Below are 23,859 nucleotides of genomic sequence, written 5' to 3'. Positions count from 1 at the left end.
GGCGGCGCGACCCGCCCCCGCGCCGGGTGGGGCGGCGCGTTCGCCGGCCGGCCGCCGCGCGCTGCTGAAGCGCCGATGGCCGCGCGGCGCCGCCCTATTCCCCAATTTCGACCTACGAATTAGGCTCGCAGCATGAATCCCGGCGAGCCCGTGCTGGTCCAGCCCGTTTCCGCGTCCGACGCGGACGTGCCCGACTACGTGCTCGATTTCGAGCGCGCGGCCTCGTACCTGCCCGAGGAGCAGCGCGCGCTGCTGCGGCGCGCCTGGGCGGTCGGCGCCGCCGCCCATGCCGGCCAGACCCGCAAGTCCGGCGAGCCCTACATCACCCACCCGGTGGCGGTGGCCAAGGTGCTCGCCGAGCAGAAGGTGGACGTCGAGACCCTGGTGGCGGCGATCCTGCACGACACGATCGAGGACACCCCGCTCACCCGCGAGCAGCTCGCCGCCGAATTCGGCGAGACCGTGGCCGAACTGGTCGACGGCGTCACCAAGCTGGACAAGCTGTACTTCAGCAGCCGCCAGGAGGCGGCGGCCGAGAGCTTCCGCAAGATGATGCTGGCGATGGCGCGCGACCTGCGCGTGATCCTGATCAAGCTCAGCGACCGCCTGCACAACATGCGCACGCTCGGAGCGCAGCCGGGGCCCGCGCGCCAGCGCATCGCGCGCGAGACGCTGGAGATCTACGCCCCCATCGCCCAGCGCCTGGGCATGAACCTGATCAAGGCCGAGCTGCAGGACCGCGGCTTCCACGCCCTGCATCCGCTGCGCCACCTGATCCTCGAGAAGCACATCCGCAGCCAGCCGATGGTGCGGCGCGAGGCGATGGCCAAGATCGAGGCCCAGCTGGCGCAGAGGCTCACCGCCGAGGGACTCGAATACCGGCTGGTGAGCCGGGTCAAGTCGCCGTGGAGCATCTACAACAAGATGCGCAGCGAGGGGAAGACCTTCGCCCAGGTGATGGACGTGTTCGGGTTCCGGATCGTGGTCCAGTCGGTGGGCGACTGCTACCGCGCGCTGGGCGTGGCGCATTCGGTGTACAAGCCGCTGGACGGGCGTTTCCGCGATTTCATCGCGATCCCCAAGGCCAACGGCTACCAGTCGCTGCACACGGTGCTGTTCGGGCCCTACGGCTCGCCGATCGAGGTCCAGATCCGGACCGAGGAGATGGACCTGATCGCCGAGCGCGGCATCGCCGCGCACTGGGCCTACAAGCACGGCACCGCCGCCAGCGGCGCCCAGGCGCGCGCCCACTCGTGGATCGCCAACCTGCTCGAGTCGCAGCGCGCGACGGGGTCGTCGCTGGAGTTCCTGGAGAACGTCAAGGTCGACCTGTTCCCCGACGAGGTCTACCTGTTCACGCCCAAGGGCGACATCCTCGCCCTGCCGCGCAACTCCACCGCGCTCGACTTCGCCTACGCGGTGCATACAGACGTCGGCAACACCGCGGTGGCGGCGCGCGTGGACAAGAAGCTTGTGCCGCTGCGTACCAAGCTGGTGAGCGGCCAGTCGGTCGAGGTGGTCACCGCGAAGTCCGCGTTCCCCAAGCCGCAATGGCTGGAGGTGGTGGTCACCGGCAAGGCGCGCACCGCGATCCGCGCCCAGCTCAAGCAGCTCGAGCACGAGGATGCGGTGAGCCTGGGCCACCGCATGATCGACCGCGCGCTGGAGGACGTGGGCACGTCTCTCGACCGCATTCCGCAGGACCGGCTCGATGCCTTCCTCGCCGAGCTGCGCTATCCGCGGCTGGAGGAGCTGCTGGCCGACATCGCGCTGGGCAACCGCATGCCGACGCAGGTGGCGCTGGCGCTGGCGCAGAAGCAGCCGGCGCCCGGTGGCGCGCAGTCCGCCGGCTCCGAGCCCGTGCAGCGCCGCGGCGAACGGATCCTGATCACCGGTCACGAGCGCGGCGTGATCAGCTTCGCCAACTGCTGCATGCCGATCCCCGGCGACGAGATCATGGGCTACCACACCACAGGCAAGGGCATCGTCGTGCACCGCATGGACTGTCCCAACGTCGCCGACTACCGCAAGTCGCCCGACCGCTGGGTGGCGATCGGCTGGGACCGCGAGGTGATCGGCGAGTACCCGGTGGCGCTGGTGATCGAGACCGAGAACAAGCCCGGTTCGCTGGCCGAGGTGGCGGCGGCGATCGCCAAGGCCGAATCCAACATCGAGGGCGTGGAGTACCTTGAGCGCGACGCGAACGTCGCCGTCATCCGCTTCTCGCTGGGGGTGCGCGACCGCACCCACCTGGCCGACGTCATCCGCCGCACCCGCCGCCTGGGCGTGGTCCACGGCGTGCGTCGCGCCTAGCCGGCGCGCGCCGCGCCGGGCGGCCGCCGCGCGGCCGCGACCTATAATCGGCCGCATCCACGCCACGGAGACGCGCGATGCCCCGCACCCCGATCCAGACCGAGCGCGCGCCCGCCGCGATCGGCCCCTACTCCCAGGCCACGCGCGCCGGCGCGACCGTGTTCCTGTCCGGCCAGATCCCGCTCGATCCGGCCACCGGCGAGGTGGTCGCCGGTGGCATCGAGAAACAGGCGCGGCGCGCGTTCGACAACCTCAAGGCGGTGGCCGAGGCCGCTGGCGGTTCGCTCGCCGACGTGGTGCGCCTGGGCCTGTACCTGACCGACCTGTCGCAGTTCGCCACGGTCAACGGGGTGATGGCCGAGTACTTCGAGGCGCCGTACCCCGCGCGCTCGACCATCGAGGTGTCGGCGCTGCCCAAGGGCGTGCTGTTCGAGGTCGACGCGATCATGGTGACCGGCTGACCCTCGCGCCGAATGGCCAAACCCGCCCCCGCGCTGGCCGTCGCCGGTGACCGCGCCCTGACCACCCTGCCGGGGGTCGGCCGGGTGATGGCCGAAAAGCTGGCCGCGCGCGGACTGACCACGGTCCAGGACCTGTGGCTGCACCTGCCGCGCCAGTACGAGGACCGGACCCGGATCACGCCGCTGCGCGAGCTGCAGCCGGGCGTGGCGGCGCAGGTGGAGGGCAGGGTGGAGGCGGTCGAGCGCGGGTTCCGCTACCGGCCGCTGCTGCGGGTGGCGATCGGCGACGAGTCGCGCAGCACCCTGGTGCTGCGCTTCTTCCACTTCCGTTCGCAGCAGGTCAACCAGTTCCGGGTCGGCGCGCGGGTGCGCGCCTACGGCACGCCGCGCGTCGGGCAGCAGGGACTCGAGATCGTGCATCCCAGCTACCGGGTGCTGGACGAGGGCGAGGCGGGCGAACTCGGCGATGCGCTCGACCCGGTCTATCCCGCGGTCGAGGGCGTGGGGCCGGGCACGCTGCGGCGCCTGGTCGCGCAGGCGCTCGAACAGCTGCCGCCCGCGGAAGAACTCGAACTGCTGCCGCCTGGCTGCCTGCCGGAAGGACTGCCGTCGTTGCGCGAGGCGCTGGTCACGCTGCACCGGCCGCCGCGCGATGCCGACGTCGGCGCGTTGCTGGCCGGCCGCCATCCCGCCCAGCGGCGGCTGGCGCTCGAGGAACTGCTGGCCCACCACCTGAGCCTGCGCCGCCAGCGCATCGCCCTGCAGGCGCACGCCGCGCCGGTGCTGGTCGACGACGGCGGCCGGGTGGACGCGCTGCTGGCCTCGCTGCCGTTCGCGCTCACCGGCGCCCAGAAGCGGGTGTTCGGGGAGATCCGGGCCGACCTCGCCCGGCCCTCGCCGATGCTGCGCCTGGTCCAGGGCGACGTGGGCAGCGGCAAGACCGTGGTCGCGGCGCTGGCCGCGCTGCTGGCGATCGGCAGCGGCCGCCAGGCGGCCCTGATGGCGCCCACCGAACTGCTGGCCGAGCAGCACCTGGCGAACCTGCGCGGCTGGCTCGAACCGCTGGGCGTGCGCGTGGCGTGGCTGGCCGGCAAGGTCACGGGCCGCGCGCGCAGCCAGGCGCTGGCCGACGTCGCCAGCGGCGCCGCGCAGCTGGTGGTGGGCACCCACGCGTTGATGCAGCAGGGCGTGGTGTTCGCCGACCTGGCGCTGGCGATCATCGACGAACAGCACCGTTTCGGCGTGCACCAGCGCCTGGCACTCCGCGACAAGGGCGCGCAGGGCGGCCGCGTGCCGCACCAGCTGGTGATGACCGCCACCCCGATCCCGCGCACGCTGGCGATGGCGGCCTATGCCGACCTCGACGTCTCGGCGATCGACGAGCTGCCGCCCGGCCGCACTCCGGTGCAGACCGTGGTGCTCGGCGCGTCGCGGCGGCCGGAGCTGATCGAGCGCATCCGCACCGCCTGCGCGGAAGGGCGCCAGGCGTACTGGGTGTGCACCCTCATCGACGAGAGCGACGAGGTCGTCGCCCAGGCCGCGCAGACCGCCTGGGAGCAGCTCACCGCCGCGCTGCCGGAGCTGCGCGTCGGCTTCGTCCACGGACGGATGAAGGCGGCGGAGAAGCAGGCGACGATGCTCGCGTTCAAGCGCGGCGAACTCGACCTGCTCGTCGCCACCACCGTGATCGAGGTGGGCGTCGACGTGCCCAATGCCTCGCTGATGATCATCGAGAATGCCGAGCGCCTCGGCCTGTCGCAGCTGCACCAGCTGCGCGGGCGGGTGGGGCGGGGCAGCGCGGCTTCGAGCTGCGTGCTGTTGTACCAGCCTCCGCTGTCGCAGATGGCCCGGCAGCGGCTGGAGACCATGCGTTCGACCAGCGACGGCTTCGTGATCGCGGAGAAGGACCTGGAGCTGCGCGGCCCGGGCGAGCTGCTCGGGACCCGGCAGACCGGCCTGGCCGAGTTCCGGATCGCCGACCTGGCCCGCGATGCCGACCTGCTGCCGGACGTGCACCGCATCGGCGAGGTCCTGGCCACGCAGGCCCCGGATGTCGCCGACCGGCTGGTCGACCGCTGGATCGGCGGCGCGGCGCGCTACGCCGGGGCCTGACGCGGCGGCGCGGGCCATTCCCCACGCCGGGCCGGGAACGGGGACAATGGACCGCCCGAACGGATCCTGCCGATGTCCGAACCGATCCCCCTGCTGATCGACACCGACCCGGGCGTCGACGACGCGCTGGCGCTGCTGATGGCGTTCGACGACCCCGCGCACCGCGTGGTCGGGCTGACCGTCTCGGCCGGCAACGTGGGCCTGCGCCACACCGTGGCCAATGCGCTCAAGCTGTGCGAGGTGGCCGGGCGCGCGGACGTGCCGGTGTTCGCCGGCTGCGCGGCGCCGCTGCTGCATCCGGCGCCGGACGCGGCCTACGTGCACGGGGAAGACGGCTTCGGCGACACCGGCTACGCGCCGGCCGCGCGCGTGGTCGCGGACGGGCATGCGGCGCTGGCGATCCTGCGCCTGTCCCGCGAGCACGCGGGGCGCCTGGTGCTGGTCGCGCTCGGGCCGTTGACCAACCTGGCCCTGGCCCTGTCCCTCGACCCGGGCCTGCCGGCGCGGATCGCGCGCCTGGTGGTGATGGGCGGCGCGGTCACCGCGCGCGGCAACATCACCCCCGCGGCGGAATTCAACATCCATTTCGACCCGGAGGCGGCGCGGATCGTGTTCCGCGCCTTCCCGCGCTTCGACCTGGCCGACTGGGAGGCGACCGTCGCCCACGGTCTGCCGCATGCCGAGGCCGAAGGCTGGCTGGCGGCCGACACCCCGCACGCGCGCTTCTACGAGGCGATCTCGCGCCGGACCCGGCGCTGGTCCGCCGACCGCCGTGGCGACCGCTGGTTCCTGGCCGACCCGTTGGCCATGGCCTGGGCGCTGGCGCCGGACGGGGCGCTGGAGCTGGCCGAGCGGCCGCTCGAGGTCTGCCTGGAGCACGGCCCGGCCCGGGGCGCCACGGTGGTGGACTGGAGCCGCCAGACCGGGGCGCCCGACAACGCCCGGATCCTGCTGCGCTACGACCAGGCCCGGTTCGAGGCCCGGGTCCGGGCCGCGCTCGGCGCCTGAGGGGCGACTTGCGGCGGGCGGGGCCGGCGGGCTAGAATGCCGCGCTTACCCCGCGAATTCCGGTGCCCGCCCATGAAGGCCGACATCCATCCCGATTACCGCGAAGTCGTCTTCCAGGACGTGACTTCCGATTTCAAGTTCCTGACCCGTTCCACGCTGGCCGCCTCCGCCAAGGAGACGATCAAGTGGGAGGACGGCAACGAGTACCCGCTGGTCAAGGTCGAAGTGTCCTCGGCGACGCATCCGTTCTACACGGGCCAGAACAAGATCGTCGACACCAGCGGTCGCATCGACAAGTTCAAGCGTCGCTACGCGAAATGATCGCGTCCCCGGCGCGCTGAGCCAGACGCGCCGCCGCAGCCACCACGGCCGCCCCAGGGCGGCCGTCGTGCTTTCTGCGACCGTGCCCACCGACCGCGCTGCCCGCGTAGGAGCGGCTTCAGCCGCGACCGCGCGCTTCGGCTGGTTCTGCGCCACGCCGGTCGCGGCTGAAGCCGCTCCTACGGGGGCGGGTCAACGCGCCGCAGGGGCCCCGATCAGCCCAGCTTGAGCGACAGGTCGATCGCGCGGACGTGCTTGGTCAGCCCGCCGATGGAAATGAAGTCCACGCCATCGGCGGCGATCGCGGGCAGGCCGTCGAACTCGACGCCACCCGAGACCTCCAGCGGGATCCGCCCGTCGAACGGCGCGCCGCGGGCGATGGCGACCGCCTCGCGCCGCATGACCGGATCGAAGTCGTCGATCAGCACCCGGTCGCAGCCCTCGGCCAGCGCTTCGCGCAGTTCGTCGAGCGTTTCCACTTCCACGACCAGCGGCAGCTCGGGCCGCGCCGCGCGTGCGGCGCGGATCGCCCCGGCGACCGAGCCGAACGCGCGCACGTGGTTCTCCTTGAGCATCACCGCGTCGAACAGGCCGATCCGGTGGTTGTGGCCGCCACCCACGCGCACCGCGTATTTCTGCGCGTGGCGCAGCCCGGGCAGGGTCTTGCGGGTGTCGAGGATGCGCGTGCCGGTGCCGCGCACGGCCTCCACGTGCGCCGCGGTGGCGGTGGCGGTGCCGCTCAGGGTCTGCATGAAATTGAGCGAGGTGCGCTCGGCGGTCACCAGCGCGCGCGCGCGCCCGTGCAGGTCGGCGAGCACGGTCCCGGCCTCCACGCGCTGGCCTTCGGCCACCTGCCAGTCGATGCGCACCCCGGGGTCGAGCGCACGATGGCAGGCGTCGAACCAGGGCCGGCCGCAGACCACTGCGGGTTCCTTGCACAGCAGCCGGGCACGCCCGGCGCGGTCGGGGAGCAGGGCGGCGGTGGCGTCGCCGTCGCCGATGTCCTCGGCCAGCGCGCGCGCCACGTCGGCCTCGACGATGGCCGGGTCGGGCGGGTCGACGGCGGGGGGCGTGGTTCCGGACATGGTCGAGGGTGGACGGCCGGGAGGCGCGCCGGGCGGACGGCAGCGGCGCGGTCAGCCGCGCGGGAAGTCGGGGACCTGGCCGGTGGCGATGCCTTCCTCGGCCAGCAGCACCGGGATGCCGTCGTCGATCCGGTACACCAGGCGGCGGTCGCGGGTGACCAGCGCCTCGCGCAGCGGTTCGGCCTGCGGGCTGCCGTCCACGCGCTGCAGGGCGCCGGCCGCCACCGCCGCGTTGAGCGCGGCCAGCCCGGTGGCGTCGAGCAGGGCCAGCGGTTGCCGGGTCGCGGGGCAGACGAGGAGGTCGAGCAGCTTGCGGTCCATGGCGGGAAGCGGCGTGGGCGAACCGCTAGAATACGTCTTTAGGCACGGGAGCAGCCATGTCCGTCAATCCTGCCAGCCCGCTGGTCGGCGTCGTCATGGGGTCGCGGTCCGACTGGGACACCATGCAGCACGCGGTGCAGAAGCTCGAGGCGCTTGGCATCGCGCATGAGGTGCGGGTGGTGTCGGCGCACCGCACGCCCGACGTGCTGTTCGACTACGCGGCCACCGCGCAACGACGCGGGCTGCGCGCGATCATCGCCGGCGCCGGCGGCGCCGCGCACCTGCCGGGCATGCTCGCGGCCAAGACCGCGGTGCCGGTGCTCGGCGTGCCGGTGCAGAGCCGCGCGCTCAACGGCCTGGATTCGCTGCTGTCGATCGTGCAGATGCCGGGCGGGATCCCGGTCGCGACCTTCGCCATCGGCCAGGCCGGCGCCGTCAACGCGGCCCTGTTCGCCGCCGCGATGCTCGCCGCCGACCACCCCGCGATCGCCGACGCGCTCGCCTCCTTCCGCCAGCGGCAGACCGACGAGGTGGCCGGCAACGACGACCCGCGCCGGTGACCGCGGCCATGGGCACGGTCGGGATCCTCGGCGGAGGGCAGCTGGCGCGCATGCTCGCCCTGGCCGGCGCGCCGCTCGGCCTGCGGATCCTGGTGATGGACACCTTCGCCGACGCCTGCGCCGGCCAGTGCGCGCCGCTGCTGGTGGGCGACTACCGCGACGAGGCGGCGCTGGCCGAGTTCGCCGCGAAGGCCGGCGTGGCCACCTTCGACTTCGAGAACGTCCCCGCCGCCAGCGCCCAGTGGCTGGCGCGCCGCATCCTGGTGTTCCCGGGGCCGGGCGCGCTCGCCGTGGCCCAGGACCGCCTGGCCGAGAAGACCCTGTTCCGCGAGCTCGGCATCCCGGTGCCGGACTTCGTCGACGTGCCCACGCGCGAGGCGCTCGAGGCGGCGGTGGCGCGCATCGGCGTGCCGTGCATCCTCAAGACCAGGCGCCTGGGCTACGACGGCAAGGGCCAGTTCCGGATCCGCGCCACGGCCGACGTCGACGCGGCGTGGGCCGCGCTCGGCGCGCAGGCGGCCGAGGTGGGCCTGATCCTGGAAGCCTTCGTGCCGTTCGAACGCGAACTGAGCGTGGTCGCGGTGCGCGGCCGCGACGGCGACTTCCGCACCTGGCCGCTGACCGAGAACTGGCACGTCGACGGCGTGCTCTCCGCCAGCCTGGCGCCCGCGCGCTGCGAGCCCGCGCTCGAGGCGCAGGCGCACGCGCATGCGCGCGCCCTGGCCGAGCGCCTGGACTACACCGGCGTGTTCGCGCTGGAGCTGTTCTGCCGCGACGGCGTGCTGCTGGCCAACGAGCTCGCCCCGCGCGTGCACAACTCCGGCCACTGGACGATCGAGGGCGCCGAGACCTCGCAGTTCGAGAATCATCTGCGCGCGGTGCTGGGGCTGCCGCTTGGCGCCACCCGGATGATCGGCCATGCCTGCATGCTCAACTGGATCGGCGCGATGCCCGATCCGGCGCCGGTGCTGCGCGAGCCCGGCGGCCACTGGCACGACTACGGCAAGCAGGCCCGCGAAGGCCGCAAGGTGGGCCATGCCACCTTGCGCGCGGACTCGCCCGCGGACCTGCGCGCGGCCCTCGGGCGCGTCGGCGCCGCGCTCGGCCGCGAGGCCCAGGTGGCGCCGGTCATCGCCCGGCTGGCGCCGTAGCCGCGCCGCCGCGCGAAGGCTTGAGCGCCGCGCGCGCCTGTTCGAGGCGGGCATCGACCACCCGCCAGTCGACCAGCGCCCAGAAGCCGTCCAGGTAGCGCTGCAGGGCACCCTCGCCCTCGGGCAGCGCGTGCGGCCACAGGCAGCAGCCGAGCAATGGCGCGTCGCCGCCGGTCAGCGGCGTGGCCGAGCGCGGCGTGGCCATGATCGCCAGGCGGTCGTCGCGGCGCAGCACCAGCCACAGCCAGCCGGGGCCGCCGAGCCGGCCCGCCACTTCGGCGAAGCGTTCGCGCAGCCGCTGCGGCTCGCCGAAGGCCTTCTGGATGGCGGCGGCCAGGGCGCCGTCCGGGCCGTCGGGGCCGGACGCGGCGGGTGGGCGCAGCGCGGCCCAGTGGAAGTCCTCGGCCCAGGCCTGGGCGGCATGCGCCGCCAGCGCGCCGCGCGCCTCGATCGCGAGCATCTCGGGCGCAGGCGCCTCTTCCGCGTCGCCGAGCAGGGCCTGGAGCGCGTCGCACGTCGCCTGCTGCGCCTGCCGGTGCCGCTCGACCACCTCCGCCGGCAGGTGCGGCGCGAACGCGGCGGGGACGCAGGGCAGCGGGCGGGGTTCGATCGGCATGGTCGCGTCGGTGGGCGGCGGCGGAGGCAATACAATACGCAATCCCCCGAATCGTCCGGTGCGCGCGCGCCGGCACTGGAGAGTGTCCATGTCCGTGCTGGACCGCATCAAGGCCGAAGTCGAGACGCATCCGCTGGTGCTGTTCATGAAGGGCACGCCGGAGTACCCGATGTGCGGCTACTCGAGCCGCGCGGTCGAGGTGCTCAAGGCCGCGGGCGCCACCGGGTTCCGCACCATCAACGTGCTCGCCGACCCGGAGATCCGCGCCAACCTGCCGCGCTTCTCGAACTGGCCGACGTTCCCGCAGCTGTTCATCCACGGCGAACTCATCGGCGGCTGCGAGATCACCCTCGAGCTGCACGAGAGCGGCGAACTGGCGCGCATGATCGCGGAAGTGCAGAAGGCGTGAGCGAAGCGGCGGCGAACCCCGGGGGCCGGCGCCTCGCCGGGCGCGTGGTGCTGGTCACCGGCGCCTACGGCGGCTACGGCCGCGCGCTGGCGCTGGACTGCGCACGCGAGGGCGCGCGCCTGGTGCTGCTGGGGCGCAACGCGCGCAAGCTCGAGCGCGTGGCCGACGCGGTCGAGCAGTCCGGCGGCGAGGCGCTGCTGTACCCGCTCGACCTGGAAGGCGCAACGCCCGACGACTACGCCGAACTCGCCGCGCGCGTGGGCGAGGCCACCGGCCGGCTCGACGCGCTGGTGCATTGCGCGGCGGTCTTCCCCGGCCTGACCCCGCTCGAGCACACCGACCCGGCGATGTTCGCGCGGATCGTGCACGTGGGCCTGACCGCACGCTGGTGGCTCACCCAGGCCTGCCTGCCGCTGCTGCGCGCGTCCGCGGCCGGGCGGGTCGTGTTCACCGTCGACCCGCTGCCGCGCCAGGCGCCGGCCTACTGGGGCGCCTACGGCGTGGTCCAGCGGGGACTGGAGGCGCTGGCCGCGACGCTGCAGGCCGAGAACCCCGGGCTCGGCGTGCACGCGCTGCCGCTGCCGCCGCTGCGCACGCCGCTGCGCGCGCGTGCCTACGCCGCCGACGAGGACCGCCTTGCGCGCGACCCGTCGGGCGCCACCGGCGCCTGCATCGCGCTGCTGGCCACGGAGCAGGGGGCATGACCATCCTCTCGGCGGCGCTGCTGCTGTTCCTGATCCTCGACCCGCTCGGCAACGTGCCGGTGTTCCTGAGCCTGCTGCGGCGGGTGGAGCCGGCGCGGCAGCGGGTGGTGCTGGCGCGCGAACTGCTGATCGCGCTGGCGGTACTGATGCTGTTCCTCTGGGCCGGCAAGTACGCGCTGGAGGTCATGCACCTGCGCCAGGAGTCGGTGTCGATCGCCGGCGGCATCGTGCTGTTCCTGATCGGCATCCGCATGATCTTCCCCCCGCCCGAAGGCCTGATGGGCGAGATCCCCGGCGGCGAGCCGTTCATCGTGCCGCTGGCGATCCCGCTGGTCGCCGGTCCTTCCGGCATGGCCGCGGTGATGCTGATGGGCAGCCGCGAACCCGAGCGCCTGGCGGACTGGAGCCTGGCGCTGTTCCTGGCCTGGGCGGCGACCGCCGCCATCCTGTTCTGCGCCCCCTGGCTGTACCGCCTGCTCGGCCCGCGCGCGCTGAGCGCGATCGAGCGCCTGATGGGCATGCTGCTGGTCGCGATCTCGGTCCAGATGCTCCTGGACGGGGTCAGTGGCTACATCGCGCAGACCGTGTCCGGCTGAGGCTTGCTACGCTGCGACAAGTACTTGGCGGGACAATCTCGATCAGGCGTGAATTTCCAGCGCTGTCAATGACTTCCGTTGGCCGATCGGTGTCGTTTGCATGTCATCTGCAACCGATAATGTGTTAATCTGAGGTTAACGGCGCAGTCACGTCGCGCTGACGTGTCCGCCGCATCCAGGCGCACCACCGGCCACGCTCCACCGGTCCCCCCGGTTCCCACGACCACACATCGAGGCTCCCACATGACCAGTCGCAACCGCCTTCGACTCTCGAAACTGTCGATCGGCCTGATTGCCGCGCTCGCCGCGGCGCCCGTCTTCGCCCAGAGCACGTCCGCGGGCGTCGGCGGCCTCGTGACCGACAGCAGCGGTCAGCCGGTGCCCGGCGCCGAGGTCGTGATCACCCACGTGGAGTCGGGCACGGTCAGCCGCGCCACCACCGATTCCAGCGGCCGCTACGTCGCGCGTGGCCTGCGCGTGGGCGGTCCATACGAGATCACCATCACCAAGGCCGGCGAGGGCACCCGCACCGAGGACAACGTGTACCTGTCGCTGAACCAGGCGAACACGGTCAACGCGACCCTCACCGGCGACCTGACCACCCTCGCCACGGTGACCGCGATCGCCACCGGCGGCTCGGCAGTGTTCAGCACCGAGAACAAGGGCGTCGGCACCTCGGTCGACGGCCGCAAGATGGAGATCACCCCGCAGGGCAACCGCTCGATCGACGACGTGGCCCGCCTCGACCCGCGCATCCAGGTGCTCGACCAGGCCTCGGGAGCGATCTCGGTGGCCGGCGTGAACAACCGCTTCAACAGCATCACCGTCGATGGCCTGTCGCAGGGCGACCCCTTCGGCCTGAACTCCAACGGCATGCCGTACACCAACTCGCCGATCTCGGTCGACACCATCGCGGCGTACGACCTGAAGATCTCCGACTACGACGTCACCTCCGACAGCGTCGGCGCGACCATCAACGCGGTGACCAAGTCGGGTACCAACGAGTTCCACGGTTCGGTGTACTACGCGCTCAAGGACGCCAGCAGCATGGTGGCCTCGCGCAACGGCGAGGACTACGCCCTGTTCGACAAGGACGAGGTCCGCGGCGTGACCTTCGGCGGCCCGATCATCAAGGACCGCCTGTTCTTCTTCGCCTCCTACGAGGAGCAGGAAGTCTCCGACTTCGGCGGCGCCACCCCCGAGGACGGCGTCTCCACCGGCAGGATCTCGATCGACGACGTCAACGAGGCGATCCGCATCGCCAATGAGCTCGGCATGCGCGACAACGCCTACGGCGCGCTCGGCGTGAACCTCGAGAACAAGCGCTACCTGGCCAAGATCGACTGGAACATCAACGAGTACCACCGCGCCAGCCTGACCTACCAGCAGACCGAGGAGAACCGTCCGTCCCCGTACGACGTGTTCACCGACACCGCGGTCCTGACCAACCACTGGTACAACATCGACAACGTCACCCGGAACACCAGCCTGCAGCTGTTCAGCGACTGGACCGACCGCTTCTCGACCGAGTTCAAGGTCAGCCGCCAGCGCTTCGACCAGATCAACGGCGCGTCGGTGAAGAACACCGAGGCGATCGTCACCGTGCCGGGTGGCCGGATCTTCATCGGCGAGGACGACAACCGCCACGAGAACCAGATCAACACCGACCGCGTCACCGCCTCGCTGGTGGGCACGCTGTTCCTCGACAACCACACCATCAAGGGCGGCGTGGACTACCTGCGCCACGACGTGTTCAACCTGTACGGCAAGACCCTGCACGGCGAGTACCTGTTCGATAGCCTGGAGGACTTCGCGGCCCGCAACTACAGCCGCTACACCATCCGCCGCCCGGCCGATGGCTACACCGAGGCCGACACCGCCGCCGCGCTGGTCTACAGCCAGTTCAGCCCGTACATCCAGGACACCTGGCAGGCTACCGACCAGCTGTCGCTGACCTACGGCGTGCGCGTCAACATCCCGCGCGCCAACAAGGCCCCCGAGCGCACCCCGGGCTTCGAGGAGACCTTCGGCTTCCCGAACAACTACAAGCTGGGCAGCGACAACAAGGTCGTGCTGCCGCGCGTGTCGTTCAACTACCTGTTCGACACCCCGCGCTACTCGCAGCTGCGCGGCGGCGTGGGCCTGTTCCAGAGCGTGCCGCCGTTCGTGTGGCTGGCCAACCCGTACCAGAACAACGGCGTCACCGCGGTCTCGTACACCTCGTTCGACCCGGAAGACGCGCCGTTCAGCGCCGATCCGTACAACCAGCCGATCCCGAGCGGCGGCGCCTCCAGCGCGGCCTACCAGGTCGACGCCATCGACCCCGACTTCAAGCTCCCGACCGTGTGGAAGGTGAGCCTGGGCTACGACGCCGAGCTGCCGTGGTGGGGCCTGGTGGGTACGGTCGAGGCGCAGTACCTGAAGAACAAGGACGGCGTCTACTACCGCGCCACCAACATCGGCGCCTACAACCCCGAGACCGGCCTGTACGACGCGCCGACCGGGCAGCTCGCCGACGGCCGCGGCAGCTACTGGTGCACGCTCGGCAACACCAGCAGCGGCAACAAGAACTGCGGTCGCGCCAGCCAGTTCGACTGGGATTCGACCCTGCTGGGCAACACCGACAAGGGCGAGTCGCTGGCGGTGACCTTCGCCCTGGACAAGCCGCTGGCCAACGGCTGGTACGCCAACCTCAGCTACACCTACACCAAGGCCACCGAGGTCGGTTCGGACGGCAGCTCGCAGGCGTGGTCGAGCTACCAGTTCGTCTCGCGCATCAACCCGAACGAGGAGATCGCCAGCATCGCCTCGCGCGAGATCCGGAACTCGATCAAGGCCTCGCTGGGCTGGGAGCACGCGTTCTTCGGCGACTACAAGACCAGCGTCACGGCGTACTACAACGGCCGCGACGGCCTGCCCTACACCTGGATCTTCAACACCCAGGCGGGCGTGCGCGACGCCAACGGCGACGGCGTGAACCAGGATCCGGCGTACATCCCGCTGGTCGACGACCCGCGGGTGAGCTACGGCTCGGCGACGCCGGAGCAGATCGCGGCGTTCCACGAGTTCATCGCCCGCAACCCGTACCTGGATTCCCGCCGCGGCACCATCGCCAACCGCAACGGCGACCGGCTGCCGTGGGTCAACCAGGTCGACCTGGGCATCCAGCAGGAGCTGCCGGGCTTCTTCAAGGGCCACAAGTCGGTCATCCGCCTCGACATCTACAACTTCCTGAACCTGCTCGACAGGGACTGGGGCGTGACCCACAGCGTGGGCGGTTTTGACACCCGCAACCTGGTGGTCCTGGCCGGCATCAACCCGGACGGCACCTACGTCTACGACCTGGGCCGCGACAACCCGGCCACCCCGGAAGTCGAGATCCCGAACGTCCAGCCGCTGACCGACTACGACGCCAGCGCGGCGTTCCCCAACCGCCTGGTGTCGCGCTGGTCGGCGATGCTGACCTTCCGCTACCAGTTCTGACCGCCAGCCGGAGGGCATGGAAGACGGCCGGGGCGACCCGGCCGTTTTCCTTTGCGGGCGCGGAGCGCTACAGTCCGTGCCGCACGACCACGAGGACCCGAATGGAACAGCACACGACCGAGGCGACGGCCACATCCCTGCCCGTGGTGAGCACCCGGCTCTATCCCCGCGGCGCACTGGACATCCTGTCGCGCGACGAGGTCGCGCGGCTCAAGGACGCCTCCTCGGGCGGCATGCACGACCTGCTGCGCCGCTGCGCGCTCGCGGTGCTGACCAGCGGCAGCGCCTCGGACGACCCGCGCGCCGCGCAGGAGCTGTACCCCTCGTTCGACATCCACGTCGAGCAGCACGACCGCGGCCTGCGGATCGAGCTGACCAACGCCCCGGCCATGGCCTTCGTCGACGGCGAACTGATCCGCGGCGTGGCCGAGCTGCTGTTCGCGGTCGTGCGCGACCTGGCCTGGACCGCGATCGAGCTGGGCGAGGACGCCTGGCAGCCCACGACGTCGGCCGAACTGACCGAAGCGGTGTTCGGCCTGCTGCGCAACGCGCGCATCCTGCAGCCGACCGAGCCGAACCTGGTCGTGTGCTGGGGCGGCCACTCGATCGGCCGCGAGGAGTACCAGTACACCAAGAACGTCGGCTACGAGCTCGGCCTGCGCGGCCTGGACATCTGCACCGGCTGCGGCCCGGGCGCGATGAAGGGCCCGATGAAGGGCGCCACCATCGCCCACGCCAAGCAGCGCAGGCGCCGCGCGCGCTACATCGGCATCACCGAGCCGGGGATCATCGCCGCCGAGTCGCCGAACCCGATCGTCAACCAGCTGGTGATCATGCCGGACATCGAGAAGCGCCTGGAGGCCTTCGTCCGGATCGGCCACGGCATCATCGTGTTCCCGGGCGGCGTGGGTACCGCGGAGGAGATCCTGTACCTGCTCGGGATCCTGCTGCGCGAGGAGAACGCGCAGCTGCCGTTCCCCTTCATCCTCACCGGCCCGACCGCGGCCGCGCCGTACTTCGAGCGCATCGACCAGTTCATCCGGCTGACGCTGGGCGAAGAGGCCGCGTCGCGCTACGAGATCATCGTCGCCGACCCCGAGCGGGTGGCCAAGCGCATGGCCGCGGGCATCCGCAAGGTGCGCGAGTACCGGATCGCGCAGAAGGATTCGTTCTACTTCAACTGGGGCCTGGACATCCCGCTCGAGTACCAGCAGCCCTTCGATCCGACCCACGAAGCGATGGCCGCGCTCGACCTGCGCCACGGCCGCCGCCCGCAGGACCTGGCCGCCGACCTGCGGCGCGCCTTCTCCGGCATCGTGGCCGGCAACGTCAAGGAGCACGGGATGCGCCGGGTGGAACGCCACGGGCCGTTCCGCATCCACGGCGATCCGGACATCATGGAGGCGCTCGACGACCTGCTGCGCGCCTTCGTCGAGCAGCGCCGGATGAAGATCTCGGGCGAGTACCGGCCCTGCTACCAGGTCGTCGCCTGAGCGCGGCTCAGGGTGTCGGGAGCGACAGCCGCGCCACGTAGCGGCCGTCCTCGACCGCGGTGCTGACGCCGCCCTGGCCGAGGGTGAACACCTGGATCCGCGAGCGCACCGCGCTCAGGCCGATGCCGTGGCCGGCGGACGCGGCCGCATCCGGAGGCGCGGGGTTGGATACGGTGACCACCACCCCGTCGTCGGAGCGGCGCAGCGTGATCGAGACGCTGCCGCCGCCGCGCGCCGGTTCGATGCCGTGCTTGATCGCGTTCTCCACCAGCGGCTGGATCGACAGGGGCGGGATCCCGACGCCGTCGAGTGCGGACCCGTCCGGCACGTCCCATTCGACCTGCAGCCGGTCGCCGAAGCGCAGCCGCTCGATCTCCAGGTAGCGACGGGTCAGGGACAGTTCCTCGGCCAGCGGCACCTGCTCGCGGCCGGAGATCGCGGCACGGAACAGGTCGCTCAGGTCCAGCAGCAGCTGTTCGGTCTCGCCGGGGCGGGCGTGCACCAGGGCGATCCCGGTATTGAGCGCGTTGAACAGGAAGTGCGGCCGGATCCGCGCCTGGAGCGCATCGAGCTCGGCCTGCTTGGCGCGCAAGGCCAGCTGGCGTGCCCGCCACTGGGCCTGGAACGCGGCCAGCGCCAGCAGGCCCACGGTCAGCGCCATCAGCGTGACCTGGAGCGTGAACACGGACCAGCCCGAAGCCGGGGCCAGGCCCAGCCCGGGCAACAGGGCGCGCCCGAGCCCGACCACCACCCAGGTACTGGCCAGCAGCGCGGCCAGGCCGGCCTGCGCGATCACCGGAGGCGAGGCGCGCCCGAGCCAGCGCCGCGCCAGGTAGAGCAGGCACAGCGACATGATGAAGACCCACTGGATCGCGAACGAGGCCATGCCGAAGTAGGCCAGCCGCCCGCCGTCGACCCCCGGCGCGAGCGCGAGCACGGTCGCGAGCGCCTCGCCGGCGAGGACGATCCACAGCAGGGTGCCCGGCTGCCAGAGCAGGTCGAGCGGGCGGGGACTGTCGGGCGTCGACATGGTGGGCGGGCGGGTCCTGGGCCCGGGAAAGGGCCGCGCCGACCGGAGTTTAGCCATCCAGCCCCTTCCATGTGCCGTTCGTCTCCCCGGGGCTGGAGCGCGGCGGTCACGGGGGATAGGGTGCCCGGGGCATTGGGGGAAGCTGCATGCAGAACGTCCATCGAACCCGCCAGCGCGTCGGCCGCGGCCGCCGCCCGCAGGCGGGCTTTACCCTGATCGAGCTGATGGTGACGGTGGCTGTCATCGCCATCCTGGCGGTGGTGGGCGTGCCGGCGATGGCCGGGATGATCAACGTCAACCGGATCAACACCGCCACCGACAACATGATCGCCTCGCTGCAGCTGGCCCGGTCGGAAGCGATCCGGCGCGGGGCCAGGGTCACCGTGTGCGCCTCGAACGACGGCCAGACCTGCGCCAGCAGCACCGACTGGAACCGCTGGATCGTCATCGGCCGCGACAACGTCGCGTCCGAGGGCGGCAGCGAGGTGATCGACGTCATCCGCGACGAGACCACCACCGGCGGCATCCAGCTGCAGGGCCCGGCGGACGGCATCGTGTTCCGCTCCTCGGGCGTGACCGACGGCGAGGAAACCCTCGTCGTCTGCCTGCCCACCAGCTACCCGGCGGCCAACCAGCGCGAGATCACCGTGATGCTGAGCGGCGGCCACCGCACCGAGAAGGCCAGCGGCGGAGGAGAGTGCCCGTGATCCCGAACATCCCCACCCGGCGCCGCCGCGTTCCCGCGCTTTCGGGCCGGCGCCACCAGGCCGGCCTGAGCCTGATCGAGATCCTGGTGTCGGTCGTGATCCTCGGCATCGGCCTGCTCGGCGTGGCGGCGATGCAGTCGCTCGCGCTGCGCGGCGGCCAGAGCTCGCTGGAGGCGAGCCAGGCGGTGATCCAGACCAACGCCATCATCGAGGCGATGCGCGCCAACCGCGCCAATGCCGCTTCCTACAACACGGGCGCGATGGTGTGCGCGGTGCCGGCCGCGGCCGGCACGCTCGCCGCGAACGACATGGCCGCGTGGATGAGCAACCTCAAGATCTCGATCACCGGGAGCGACGCCGACACCACCACCTGCGCCCAGATCACCGGATGCCCCGACGACTGCGAGGTCACCGTGCGCTGGGACGACTCGCGTGCGGGCGGCGGCGCCGAGCGTGAATTCTCGACCAGGACGACCATATGAGCCACCCGACAGTCCCCGGCTTCGTCCGCGCCCGCTCCACGGCGGGCTTCGGCCTGACCGAGCTGATGGTCGCGATGGTGCTGGGCGTGATCGTCATCGGCGCCGCCTTCGCGATCTTCCAGTCCAGCCAGCTGACCTACCGTTCCCACGAGGGCCTGGGCCGCATCCAGGAGAGCGCGCGGGTGGCGTTCGAACTGATGTCGCGCGACATCCGCGCCGCGGGCGGTTCGGCGTGCTCGAACTTCTCGGTGGTGGAAGGCGCGGACGAGCGCGCCGAGCGGTTCCGCGACAATGCGGTCACGGGCAACGCGAGTTCGCTGCGCGTGGTCTCCGGCGACGACACCGCCTATCGCGTGGTCAATTCGACCAGCACGTCGGTCACGCTGCATTCCGACGACGTGGACGAGGCCAGCGACGTGTTCCGGGTCAACGACTACCTGATCCTGTGCAACGCGCGCAAGACGCATATCGTCCAGGCCACGTCGATGTCGGGGCGCACCGTCAACTTCGCCGCGCTGCCGGGCGGGTACGTCCCGACCAGCGACCAGTACGCGCCACCAGCGGCGGTCGTGCTGGCCCGTTACCGGGACGCCCGCTGGTTCGTGCAGGACAACGGGCGCGGCGGCCGCTCGCTGTTCGTCGCGCGCAACGGCGGCGATCCGGAGGAAGTCGCGGAAGGGGTGCAGGCGCTCGCGCTGGAGTACCTGCGCGACGGCGCCACCAACTACACGGCCGCGCCCGCGAACTGGAACGACGTCATCGCGGTACGCATCAACATGACGCTGCAGGGTGACGACCTCGAAGGCAACACCATCGAGCGCACCATGTCCAACGTGGTCAGCATGAGGGGGCGGACGCTGTGACCCACGACGCACGAATCCATTCGCGCGACCGCCAGGGCGGCGTGTCGCTGGTGGTCGTCCTGGTCCTGCTGGTCGCGGTGTCCGTGCTCGGCATCGCGGTGCTGCGCAGCTCGGCCATGCAGGAACGCATGAGCGCGAACCTGCGCGACCGCAACCTCGCGGTGCAGGCGACCGAGGCGGCGCTTCGCTACGCCCAGAACGAGGTGCTGGGTGGCGGCGACTGGGACACCACGGAGCCCGACGCGACCAGCTGCGCCAACCAGGGCATCTGTCCGACCGGCTCCGCGCCCAACTGGCAGGCGATGCCGGCCGGCACCTACGATGACCAGATCCCGGATCCGCCCGAGTACTGGATCGAATACCTGGGCCAGGGGCCGGCGCAGAAGGGCAGCTGCGACCAGCTGCCGCCCTCGCTCGACTGTTTCAGTCCGATGTACCGCATCACGGCGCGCACCCGCAGCGAGGGCCGCGCGAACGTGATGATGCAAGCCAACGTCATCAGTCGCATCCCGGACCCGGGGACCTGAGCCATGAAGTCTGACAAGATCCATTCCACCGTCTGCCGCACCGGGAAGCCTCGTTCAAACGCTAGGCGCTGGTGGGCCGCGCCGCTTACGTTCGTGACGACGTTATTGGCCTTTCCCGGCGCCGCGGCCATCGTTATCCCCGACGCGCCGCTGACGACCGGTTCCCGCGTGCCTCCCAACATCATGTTCATCCTGGACAACTCCGGTTCGATGGCCATGGTGTCGATGCCGACGCTTCCGCAGAACACCAATAACGACGTCCAGCCGTCTGGTTATAACGGTACCCCCACGGGTGCCGACCGCACTGGTTTGCGGGACGATCCAATGGACAGGTCGTACCTGAATAACGGCATCTACTACAACCCTTGGGTCACTTACCAGCCATGGATGAGGGCAGACGGCGAACGCATGACCGGCGGCACATCTGTTGACGCCGTGTATAGCAGTTGGAATCTGGCATCGGGAAGCACGCGCGACTTGCGTGCAAACACCGAGTCCATCTTCTACGTTCCTCACGATGGCGTCGTGCCGTCGATGAACCCGGATCCGGCAGACTACGACAAGTACAGCATCAGTGCCGCTGGACAAGTGGTCAGGCACGAGTACAACAGGCCGGCCGCGAATCTTGCGCTGCCGGCCGGCCCATATTCATCGACGAACAACAATGAAGTCGCGTCGGTGAACATCACGGTCCCTGCCGGCGCCGCCAATCTGCGCGTGTTCACCACCGGGGGCAACAGCAGGGTCCGTCTGGACGTGTACCGAGCTAACGATTCCAGGCCAACGTGTACTTCCCAGGATGGGAATGGGGGAGAAACCTGCTCGATCCCAAATCCCCAAACGGGAATATGGCGTGCGACTCTGAGGCGCGATGGATCTGGAAGCGGAAATAGCGCGAACTTCTCCGGCGTATGGATAGATGCGCTGGTTGAGACACAGGCCGCGGCGGTGCCGAACCCTGCGCGCACCCAAGCACAGGAGCTGGAGAATTTTGCAACCTGGTACTCCTACTACCGCACGCGGCTGAAAACGGCCAAGGCGGGAGCATCCGAGGCTTTCGCAGGCCTGAGCCGCGAGATGCGTGTGGGTTATACCCCGATTAATGATCGGCCCACAGGTCTGAGGGCGGACAGCACACAGGTTGTTATTCCCGTCAACAACAACAATGGTCTGTTCGAGGGCGCCAACAAGACGAACTGGTTTTCGAGTGTGCAATCGGAGGTTGTGAAGGACGGTAGCACCCCCTTGCGCACCACGCTCAAGGCCGTCGGTGACTACTTCACGCGCTCGGACAGTAACGGCCCGTGGGGCCCCGGCCAGCCCGCCGACCAGTTGGCGTGTCGGCAGAGCTTCGCAATCCTCACTACCGACGGTTACTGGAACGACAGCGGCGCCTTCTCGGGAATCGGAGACGCGGACGGTGATGGCAACCACACGACCCTGGCCGACATCGCACGCCACTATTACATCACCGACCTGCGCGACGGGGGGAATGGGCTGCCGAACAAGGTGCCTACCACGGCGTCCAACCCCGCGAACTGGCAGCACATGGTGACATTCGGGATCTCGATTGGCCTGCGTGGCAACATGGAAGTCACCAATCCGCCGCCGGCGCCCGATTCGCCCCTCTGGACTAATCCGATGGATCGCGAAGATGCGGACCGTATCGACGATCTGTGGCATGCAACCGTCAACAGCCGTGGCCGGTTCGTTGCCGCCAGTGACCCGGATACCTTCAGGCAGGCGCTGCAGGCCGCCCTCAACGAAATCGTGGAGCGGGTCGGCTCGTTCTCCAACGTGGCGGCGAATTCGACCTCGTTGGACGCGGGCACGCGCGTCTTCCAGGCTAACTACGTGTCCAACGTCTGGACCGGTGAACTGCGATCGCAATCAGTCAGCATCGCTGACGGTGTCGATGCAGTGGATTGTTCCGGGCCATCGCAACCGGGCAACGGCTGGTGTGCATCGAAGGGAATCCCGACGACCGGGCGGAAGGTGTTTACTTCGAATGGACACTTCGATGGAGCTAATCACTCCGTAACGACCCCCAACCAGGCGCCACGGAGCTTCCCATCAGAGGCGACGGAGGCTCAGCTCGAGAGCCTGGCAAGGCCTGGTCCAGTTCTGGAGGCGCCGGTTTCCGGAGAGCAGAACGCCGCCTACATCGCTGGTGACCGCTCGCTTGAAATGAGCGAGGGTGGTTCCCTGCGTAATCGCAATCACCTGCTGGGCGATATCGTCGGTTCTTCGCCTGCATACGTGGAGGATACGGGCACCGTTTACATTGGCGCGAACGACGGGATGCTGCATGCTTTTGACGCGGCGAGTGGTGATGAACTCTTTGCCTACATCCCGGGGATCATCAACTGGCGCAATCTGTCCGACCTCAGCCGGCCCGATTATGGACATCGCTATTTCGTCGACGGGCCGATCGTGGTTACCTCGCGACAACAGACGCCAGGCAAGAACCTCTTGGTGGGTACCCTCGGAAAGGGCGGAAAGGGGTTGTTTGCCTTGGACGTCACTGTGCCGACCAGCTTCGGCGAGGGCAACAACGTCCTGTGGGAGGTACGCGACACGCCGAACGAGAACATGGGGCTGGTGCAGGGGAGGCCAATCCTTACCAAGCTGAACGTGGGTGGCACGAGCAAGGATGTGGTTGTTCTCGGTAATGGGGTGAATAGCGCCAGCGGAAGGGCTGCCCTTATCATTCTGGACTTGGCGGACGGAAGCGTGGTCGGCGAGATTCCGGTCGGGCCGACCGGGGTGGACAATGGCCTTTCGGCGCCTGCTGGCGTGCTAGGGTCCGACGGGCGGACGCTCGCATACGTCTATGCGGGAGACATGCAAGGTAACGTCTGGAAATTCGATCTCACTGGCGATTCGGCAGCGAGCTGGACGGCCAAGCAGCTTTTCGCGGCCGTGGACGAGGACGGTCTGGCTCAGCCCATCAGCGGCGGGCTGACTGTTGCTGTTCACCCGCTCACCAACAAGCGCTGGGTATTCTTCGGTACAGGTCGCTTCATGACCCAGGGAGACGTGGCCAGTGTTGCGGTGCAGAGCCTGTATGGTTTCGTCGACGAGGATGAGGAGGTTGCTAGGGAGGACCTGACACGTCGAACCGTGCAGGTAACTGGCACGGTCGAAGGCTTCCCGGTCCGCGGATTCGAATCCAGAGCGCCACTCCCCGCAGATTCGAAGGGCTGGTACATCGACCTGCCCGGTCGTGGTGAACGCATCATCCAGGATGCCCAGATAGTGTCTACATTCCTGATCACGGCCAGTATCATTCCTAGTGGGGATGCCTGTGAGTCGGGCGGCAGCGGTTTCGTCAATGCTCTAGACGCCTTTACTGGAACCAGCGCCGGTGGTTCGTACTTCGACCTTGATGGGGATGGCTCAACTGCCGATGAACTGGTGGGAGATCCTGCGGTGCCAGTTGGGTCAATCAACCTGGGGGCCGGCATGCCGACGCTGCCGAATCTTCTGCGAGGTCGGCTCGTCGTGGGCGGATCCGCCGGCGTTGTGGGTGGTCCATCCAGGAATGATGGAACCCGGACCTTGGCACCACGCTGGGACCGTGCGTCGTGGCGTGAAATCAGGGGGGATTGACAGTG

At 70.0% G+C, this 23,859-nt stretch carries 21 protein-coding genes; 17 read left to right on the top strand and 4 right to left on the bottom strand.

The annotated features are described in order from the left end of the window. Positions 1-132 precede the first annotated feature (132 nt). The 5 genes from LUTJ29_RS0104030 to LUTJ29_RS0104010 all read left to right on the top strand — a co-directional run bounded on the left by LUTJ29_RS0104030 (position 133) and on the right by LUTJ29_RS0104010 (position 6,215). Positions 133-2,313: a bifunctional (p)ppGpp synthetase/guanosine-3',5'-bis(diphosphate) 3'-pyrophosphohydrolase gene (locus tag LUTJ29_RS0104030; protein WP_027071424.1), complete on the top strand. Its 2,181-nt coding sequence runs from the start codon at positions 133-135 to the stop codon at positions 2,311-2,313. A gap of 77 nt (positions 2,314-2,390) precedes the next feature. After that, on the top strand, positions 2,391-2,774 hold the full coding sequence (locus LUTJ29_RS0104025; protein WP_027071423.1) for a RidA family protein: 384 nt from the start codon (positions 2,391-2,393) through the stop codon (positions 2,772-2,774). 12 nt (positions 2,775-2,786) lie between these two features. Beyond that, on the top strand, positions 2,787-4,886 hold the full coding sequence (recG, locus tag LUTJ29_RS0104020; RefSeq protein ID WP_027071422.1) for an ATP-dependent DNA helicase RecG: 2,100 nt from the start codon (positions 2,787-2,789) through the stop codon (positions 4,884-4,886). Between the two features lie 72 nt (positions 4,887-4,958). After that, complete coding sequence (locus tag LUTJ29_RS0104015) at positions 4,959-5,894, top strand: nucleoside hydrolase (RefSeq protein WP_027071421.1); 936 nt, start codon at positions 4,959-4,961, stop codon at positions 5,892-5,894. Positions 5,895-5,966: 72 nt separating this feature from the next. Beyond that, entirely contained in the window at positions 5,967-6,215 is a 249-nt protein-coding gene (locus tag LUTJ29_RS0104010; protein ID WP_027071420.1) for a type B 50S ribosomal protein L31, read from the top strand. A gap of 215 nt (positions 6,216-6,430) precedes the next feature. Here the strand turns inward: LUTJ29_RS0104010 and nadC are convergent, their stop codons facing one another. Both nadC and LUTJ29_RS0104000 read right to left on the bottom strand, forming a co-directional pair. Further along, positions 6,431-7,300 (bottom strand): carboxylating nicotinate-nucleotide diphosphorylase, encoded by an 870-nt coding sequence (gene nadC / locus LUTJ29_RS0104005; RefSeq protein WP_027071419.1) that lies wholly within the window; start codon positions 7,298-7,300, stop codon positions 6,431-6,433. A 51-nt stretch (positions 7,301-7,351) separates the two neighbouring features. Then, positions 7,352-7,621: a Trm112 family protein gene (locus LUTJ29_RS0104000; RefSeq protein ID WP_027071418.1), complete on the bottom strand. Its 270-nt coding sequence runs from the start codon at positions 7,619-7,621 to the stop codon at positions 7,352-7,354. A gap of 56 nt (positions 7,622-7,677) precedes the next feature. On the opposite strand from LUTJ29_RS0104000, the gene purE reads away from it, so the two are divergent. Together purE and LUTJ29_RS0103990 are read left to right on the top strand one after the other, a co-directional pair. Further along, positions 7,678-8,181 carry a 5-(carboxyamino)imidazole ribonucleotide mutase gene (gene purE / locus LUTJ29_RS0103995; RefSeq protein WP_027071417.1) on the top strand — a complete coding sequence of 168 codons (504 nt, stop codon included), beginning with the start codon at positions 7,678-7,680 and terminating at the stop codon, positions 8,179-8,181. Between the two features lie 8 nt (positions 8,182-8,189). Next, positions 8,190-9,332, top strand: coding sequence for a 5-(carboxyamino)imidazole ribonucleotide synthase (locus tag LUTJ29_RS0103990; protein WP_027071416.1), 1,143 nt, complete (start codon positions 8,190-8,192; stop codon positions 9,330-9,332). On the opposite strand, the gene LUTJ29_RS16045 is transcribed toward LUTJ29_RS0103990, so the two are convergent. Further along, positions 9,310-9,948: a Fe-Mn family superoxide dismutase gene (locus tag LUTJ29_RS16045; RefSeq protein ID WP_051322679.1), complete on the bottom strand. Its 639-nt coding sequence runs from the start codon at positions 9,946-9,948 to the stop codon at positions 9,310-9,312. The two genes, LUTJ29_RS0103990 and LUTJ29_RS16045, sit on opposite strands and share 23 nt — an antisense overlap. An 88-nt stretch (positions 9,949-10,036) precedes the next feature. Between LUTJ29_RS16045 and grxD the strand changes: the two genes are divergently transcribed. From grxD to ppnN, 5 genes are all read left to right on the top strand, one after another. Then, positions 10,037-10,357, top strand: coding sequence for a Grx4 family monothiol glutaredoxin (gene grxD, locus LUTJ29_RS18610; protein WP_027071415.1), 321 nt, complete (start codon positions 10,037-10,039; stop codon positions 10,355-10,357). Further along, positions 10,354-11,061: an SDR family NAD(P)-dependent oxidoreductase gene (locus tag LUTJ29_RS18605; RefSeq protein WP_027071414.1), complete on the top strand. Its 708-nt coding sequence runs from the start codon at positions 10,354-10,356 to the stop codon at positions 11,059-11,061. The genes grxD and LUTJ29_RS18605 overlap by 4 nt, the downstream gene beginning before the upstream one ends. Continuing rightward, positions 11,058-11,657, top strand: a complete 600-nt coding sequence (locus LUTJ29_RS0103970; RefSeq protein ID WP_027071413.1) for a YhgN family NAAT transporter — start codon at positions 11,058-11,060, stop codon at positions 11,655-11,657. Before LUTJ29_RS18605 ends, LUTJ29_RS0103970 begins: the two co-directional genes overlap by 4 nt. Before the next feature lie 243 nt (positions 11,658-11,900). Then, on the top strand, positions 11,901-15,140 hold the full coding sequence (locus tag LUTJ29_RS0103965) for a TonB-dependent receptor (RefSeq protein WP_027071412.1): 3,240 nt from the start codon (positions 11,901-11,903) through the stop codon (positions 15,138-15,140). Between the two features lie 101 nt (positions 15,141-15,241). Continuing rightward, positions 15,242-16,633 (top strand): nucleotide 5'-monophosphate nucleosidase PpnN, encoded by a 1,392-nt coding sequence (gene ppnN, locus LUTJ29_RS0103960; RefSeq protein ID WP_027071411.1) that lies wholly within the window; start codon positions 15,242-15,244, stop codon positions 16,631-16,633. A 7-nt stretch (positions 16,634-16,640) separates the two neighbouring features. On the opposite strand, the gene LUTJ29_RS0103955 is transcribed toward ppnN, so the two are convergent. Continuing rightward, positions 16,641-17,663: a histidine kinase gene (locus tag LUTJ29_RS0103955; protein ID WP_027071410.1), complete on the bottom strand. Its 1,023-nt coding sequence runs from the start codon at positions 17,661-17,663 to the stop codon at positions 16,641-16,643. A 146-nt stretch (positions 17,664-17,809) separates the two neighbouring features. Between LUTJ29_RS0103955 and LUTJ29_RS16040 the strand changes: the two genes are divergently transcribed. The 5 genes from LUTJ29_RS16040 to LUTJ29_RS16035 are packed head-to-tail and all read left to right on the top strand — an operon-like array spanning position 17,810 to position 23,854. Then, positions 17,810-18,370: a GspH/FimT family pseudopilin gene (locus LUTJ29_RS16040; protein WP_051322678.1), complete on the top strand. Its 561-nt coding sequence runs from the start codon at positions 17,810-17,812 to the stop codon at positions 18,368-18,370. Then, positions 18,367-18,852 carry a prepilin-type N-terminal cleavage/methylation domain-containing protein gene (locus LUTJ29_RS0103945; protein WP_232221144.1) on the top strand — a complete coding sequence of 162 codons (486 nt, stop codon included), beginning with the start codon at positions 18,367-18,369 and terminating at the stop codon, positions 18,850-18,852. Before LUTJ29_RS16040 ends, LUTJ29_RS0103945 begins: the two co-directional genes overlap by 4 nt. Continuing rightward, positions 18,849-19,715 carry a prepilin-type N-terminal cleavage/methylation domain-containing protein gene (locus tag LUTJ29_RS0103940; RefSeq protein WP_027071408.1) on the top strand — a complete coding sequence of 289 codons (867 nt, stop codon included), beginning with the start codon at positions 18,849-18,851 and terminating at the stop codon, positions 19,713-19,715. Before LUTJ29_RS0103945 ends, LUTJ29_RS0103940 begins: the two co-directional genes overlap by 4 nt. Further along, positions 19,712-20,242: a PilX N-terminal domain-containing pilus assembly protein gene (locus tag LUTJ29_RS0103935; protein ID WP_027071407.1), complete on the top strand. Its 531-nt coding sequence runs from the start codon at positions 19,712-19,714 to the stop codon at positions 20,240-20,242. The genes LUTJ29_RS0103940 and LUTJ29_RS0103935 overlap by 4 nt, the downstream gene beginning before the upstream one ends. A gap of 3 nt (positions 20,243-20,245) precedes the next feature. After that, positions 20,246-23,854 carry a PilC/PilY family type IV pilus protein gene (locus tag LUTJ29_RS16035; RefSeq protein WP_084524621.1) on the top strand — a complete coding sequence of 1,203 codons (3,609 nt, stop codon included), beginning with the start codon at positions 20,246-20,248 and terminating at the stop codon, positions 23,852-23,854. Positions 23,855-23,859: the final 5 nt, after the last annotated feature.

Origin of the sequence: Luteimonas sp. J29 (assembly GCF_000472505.1) — a bacterium.
Lineage (GTDB): Bacteria > Pseudomonadota > Gammaproteobacteria > Xanthomonadales > Xanthomonadaceae > Luteimonas.
Note: the sequence above shows the minus strand (reverse complement) of the source record. Positions and strands in the feature narration are given on the sequence as shown.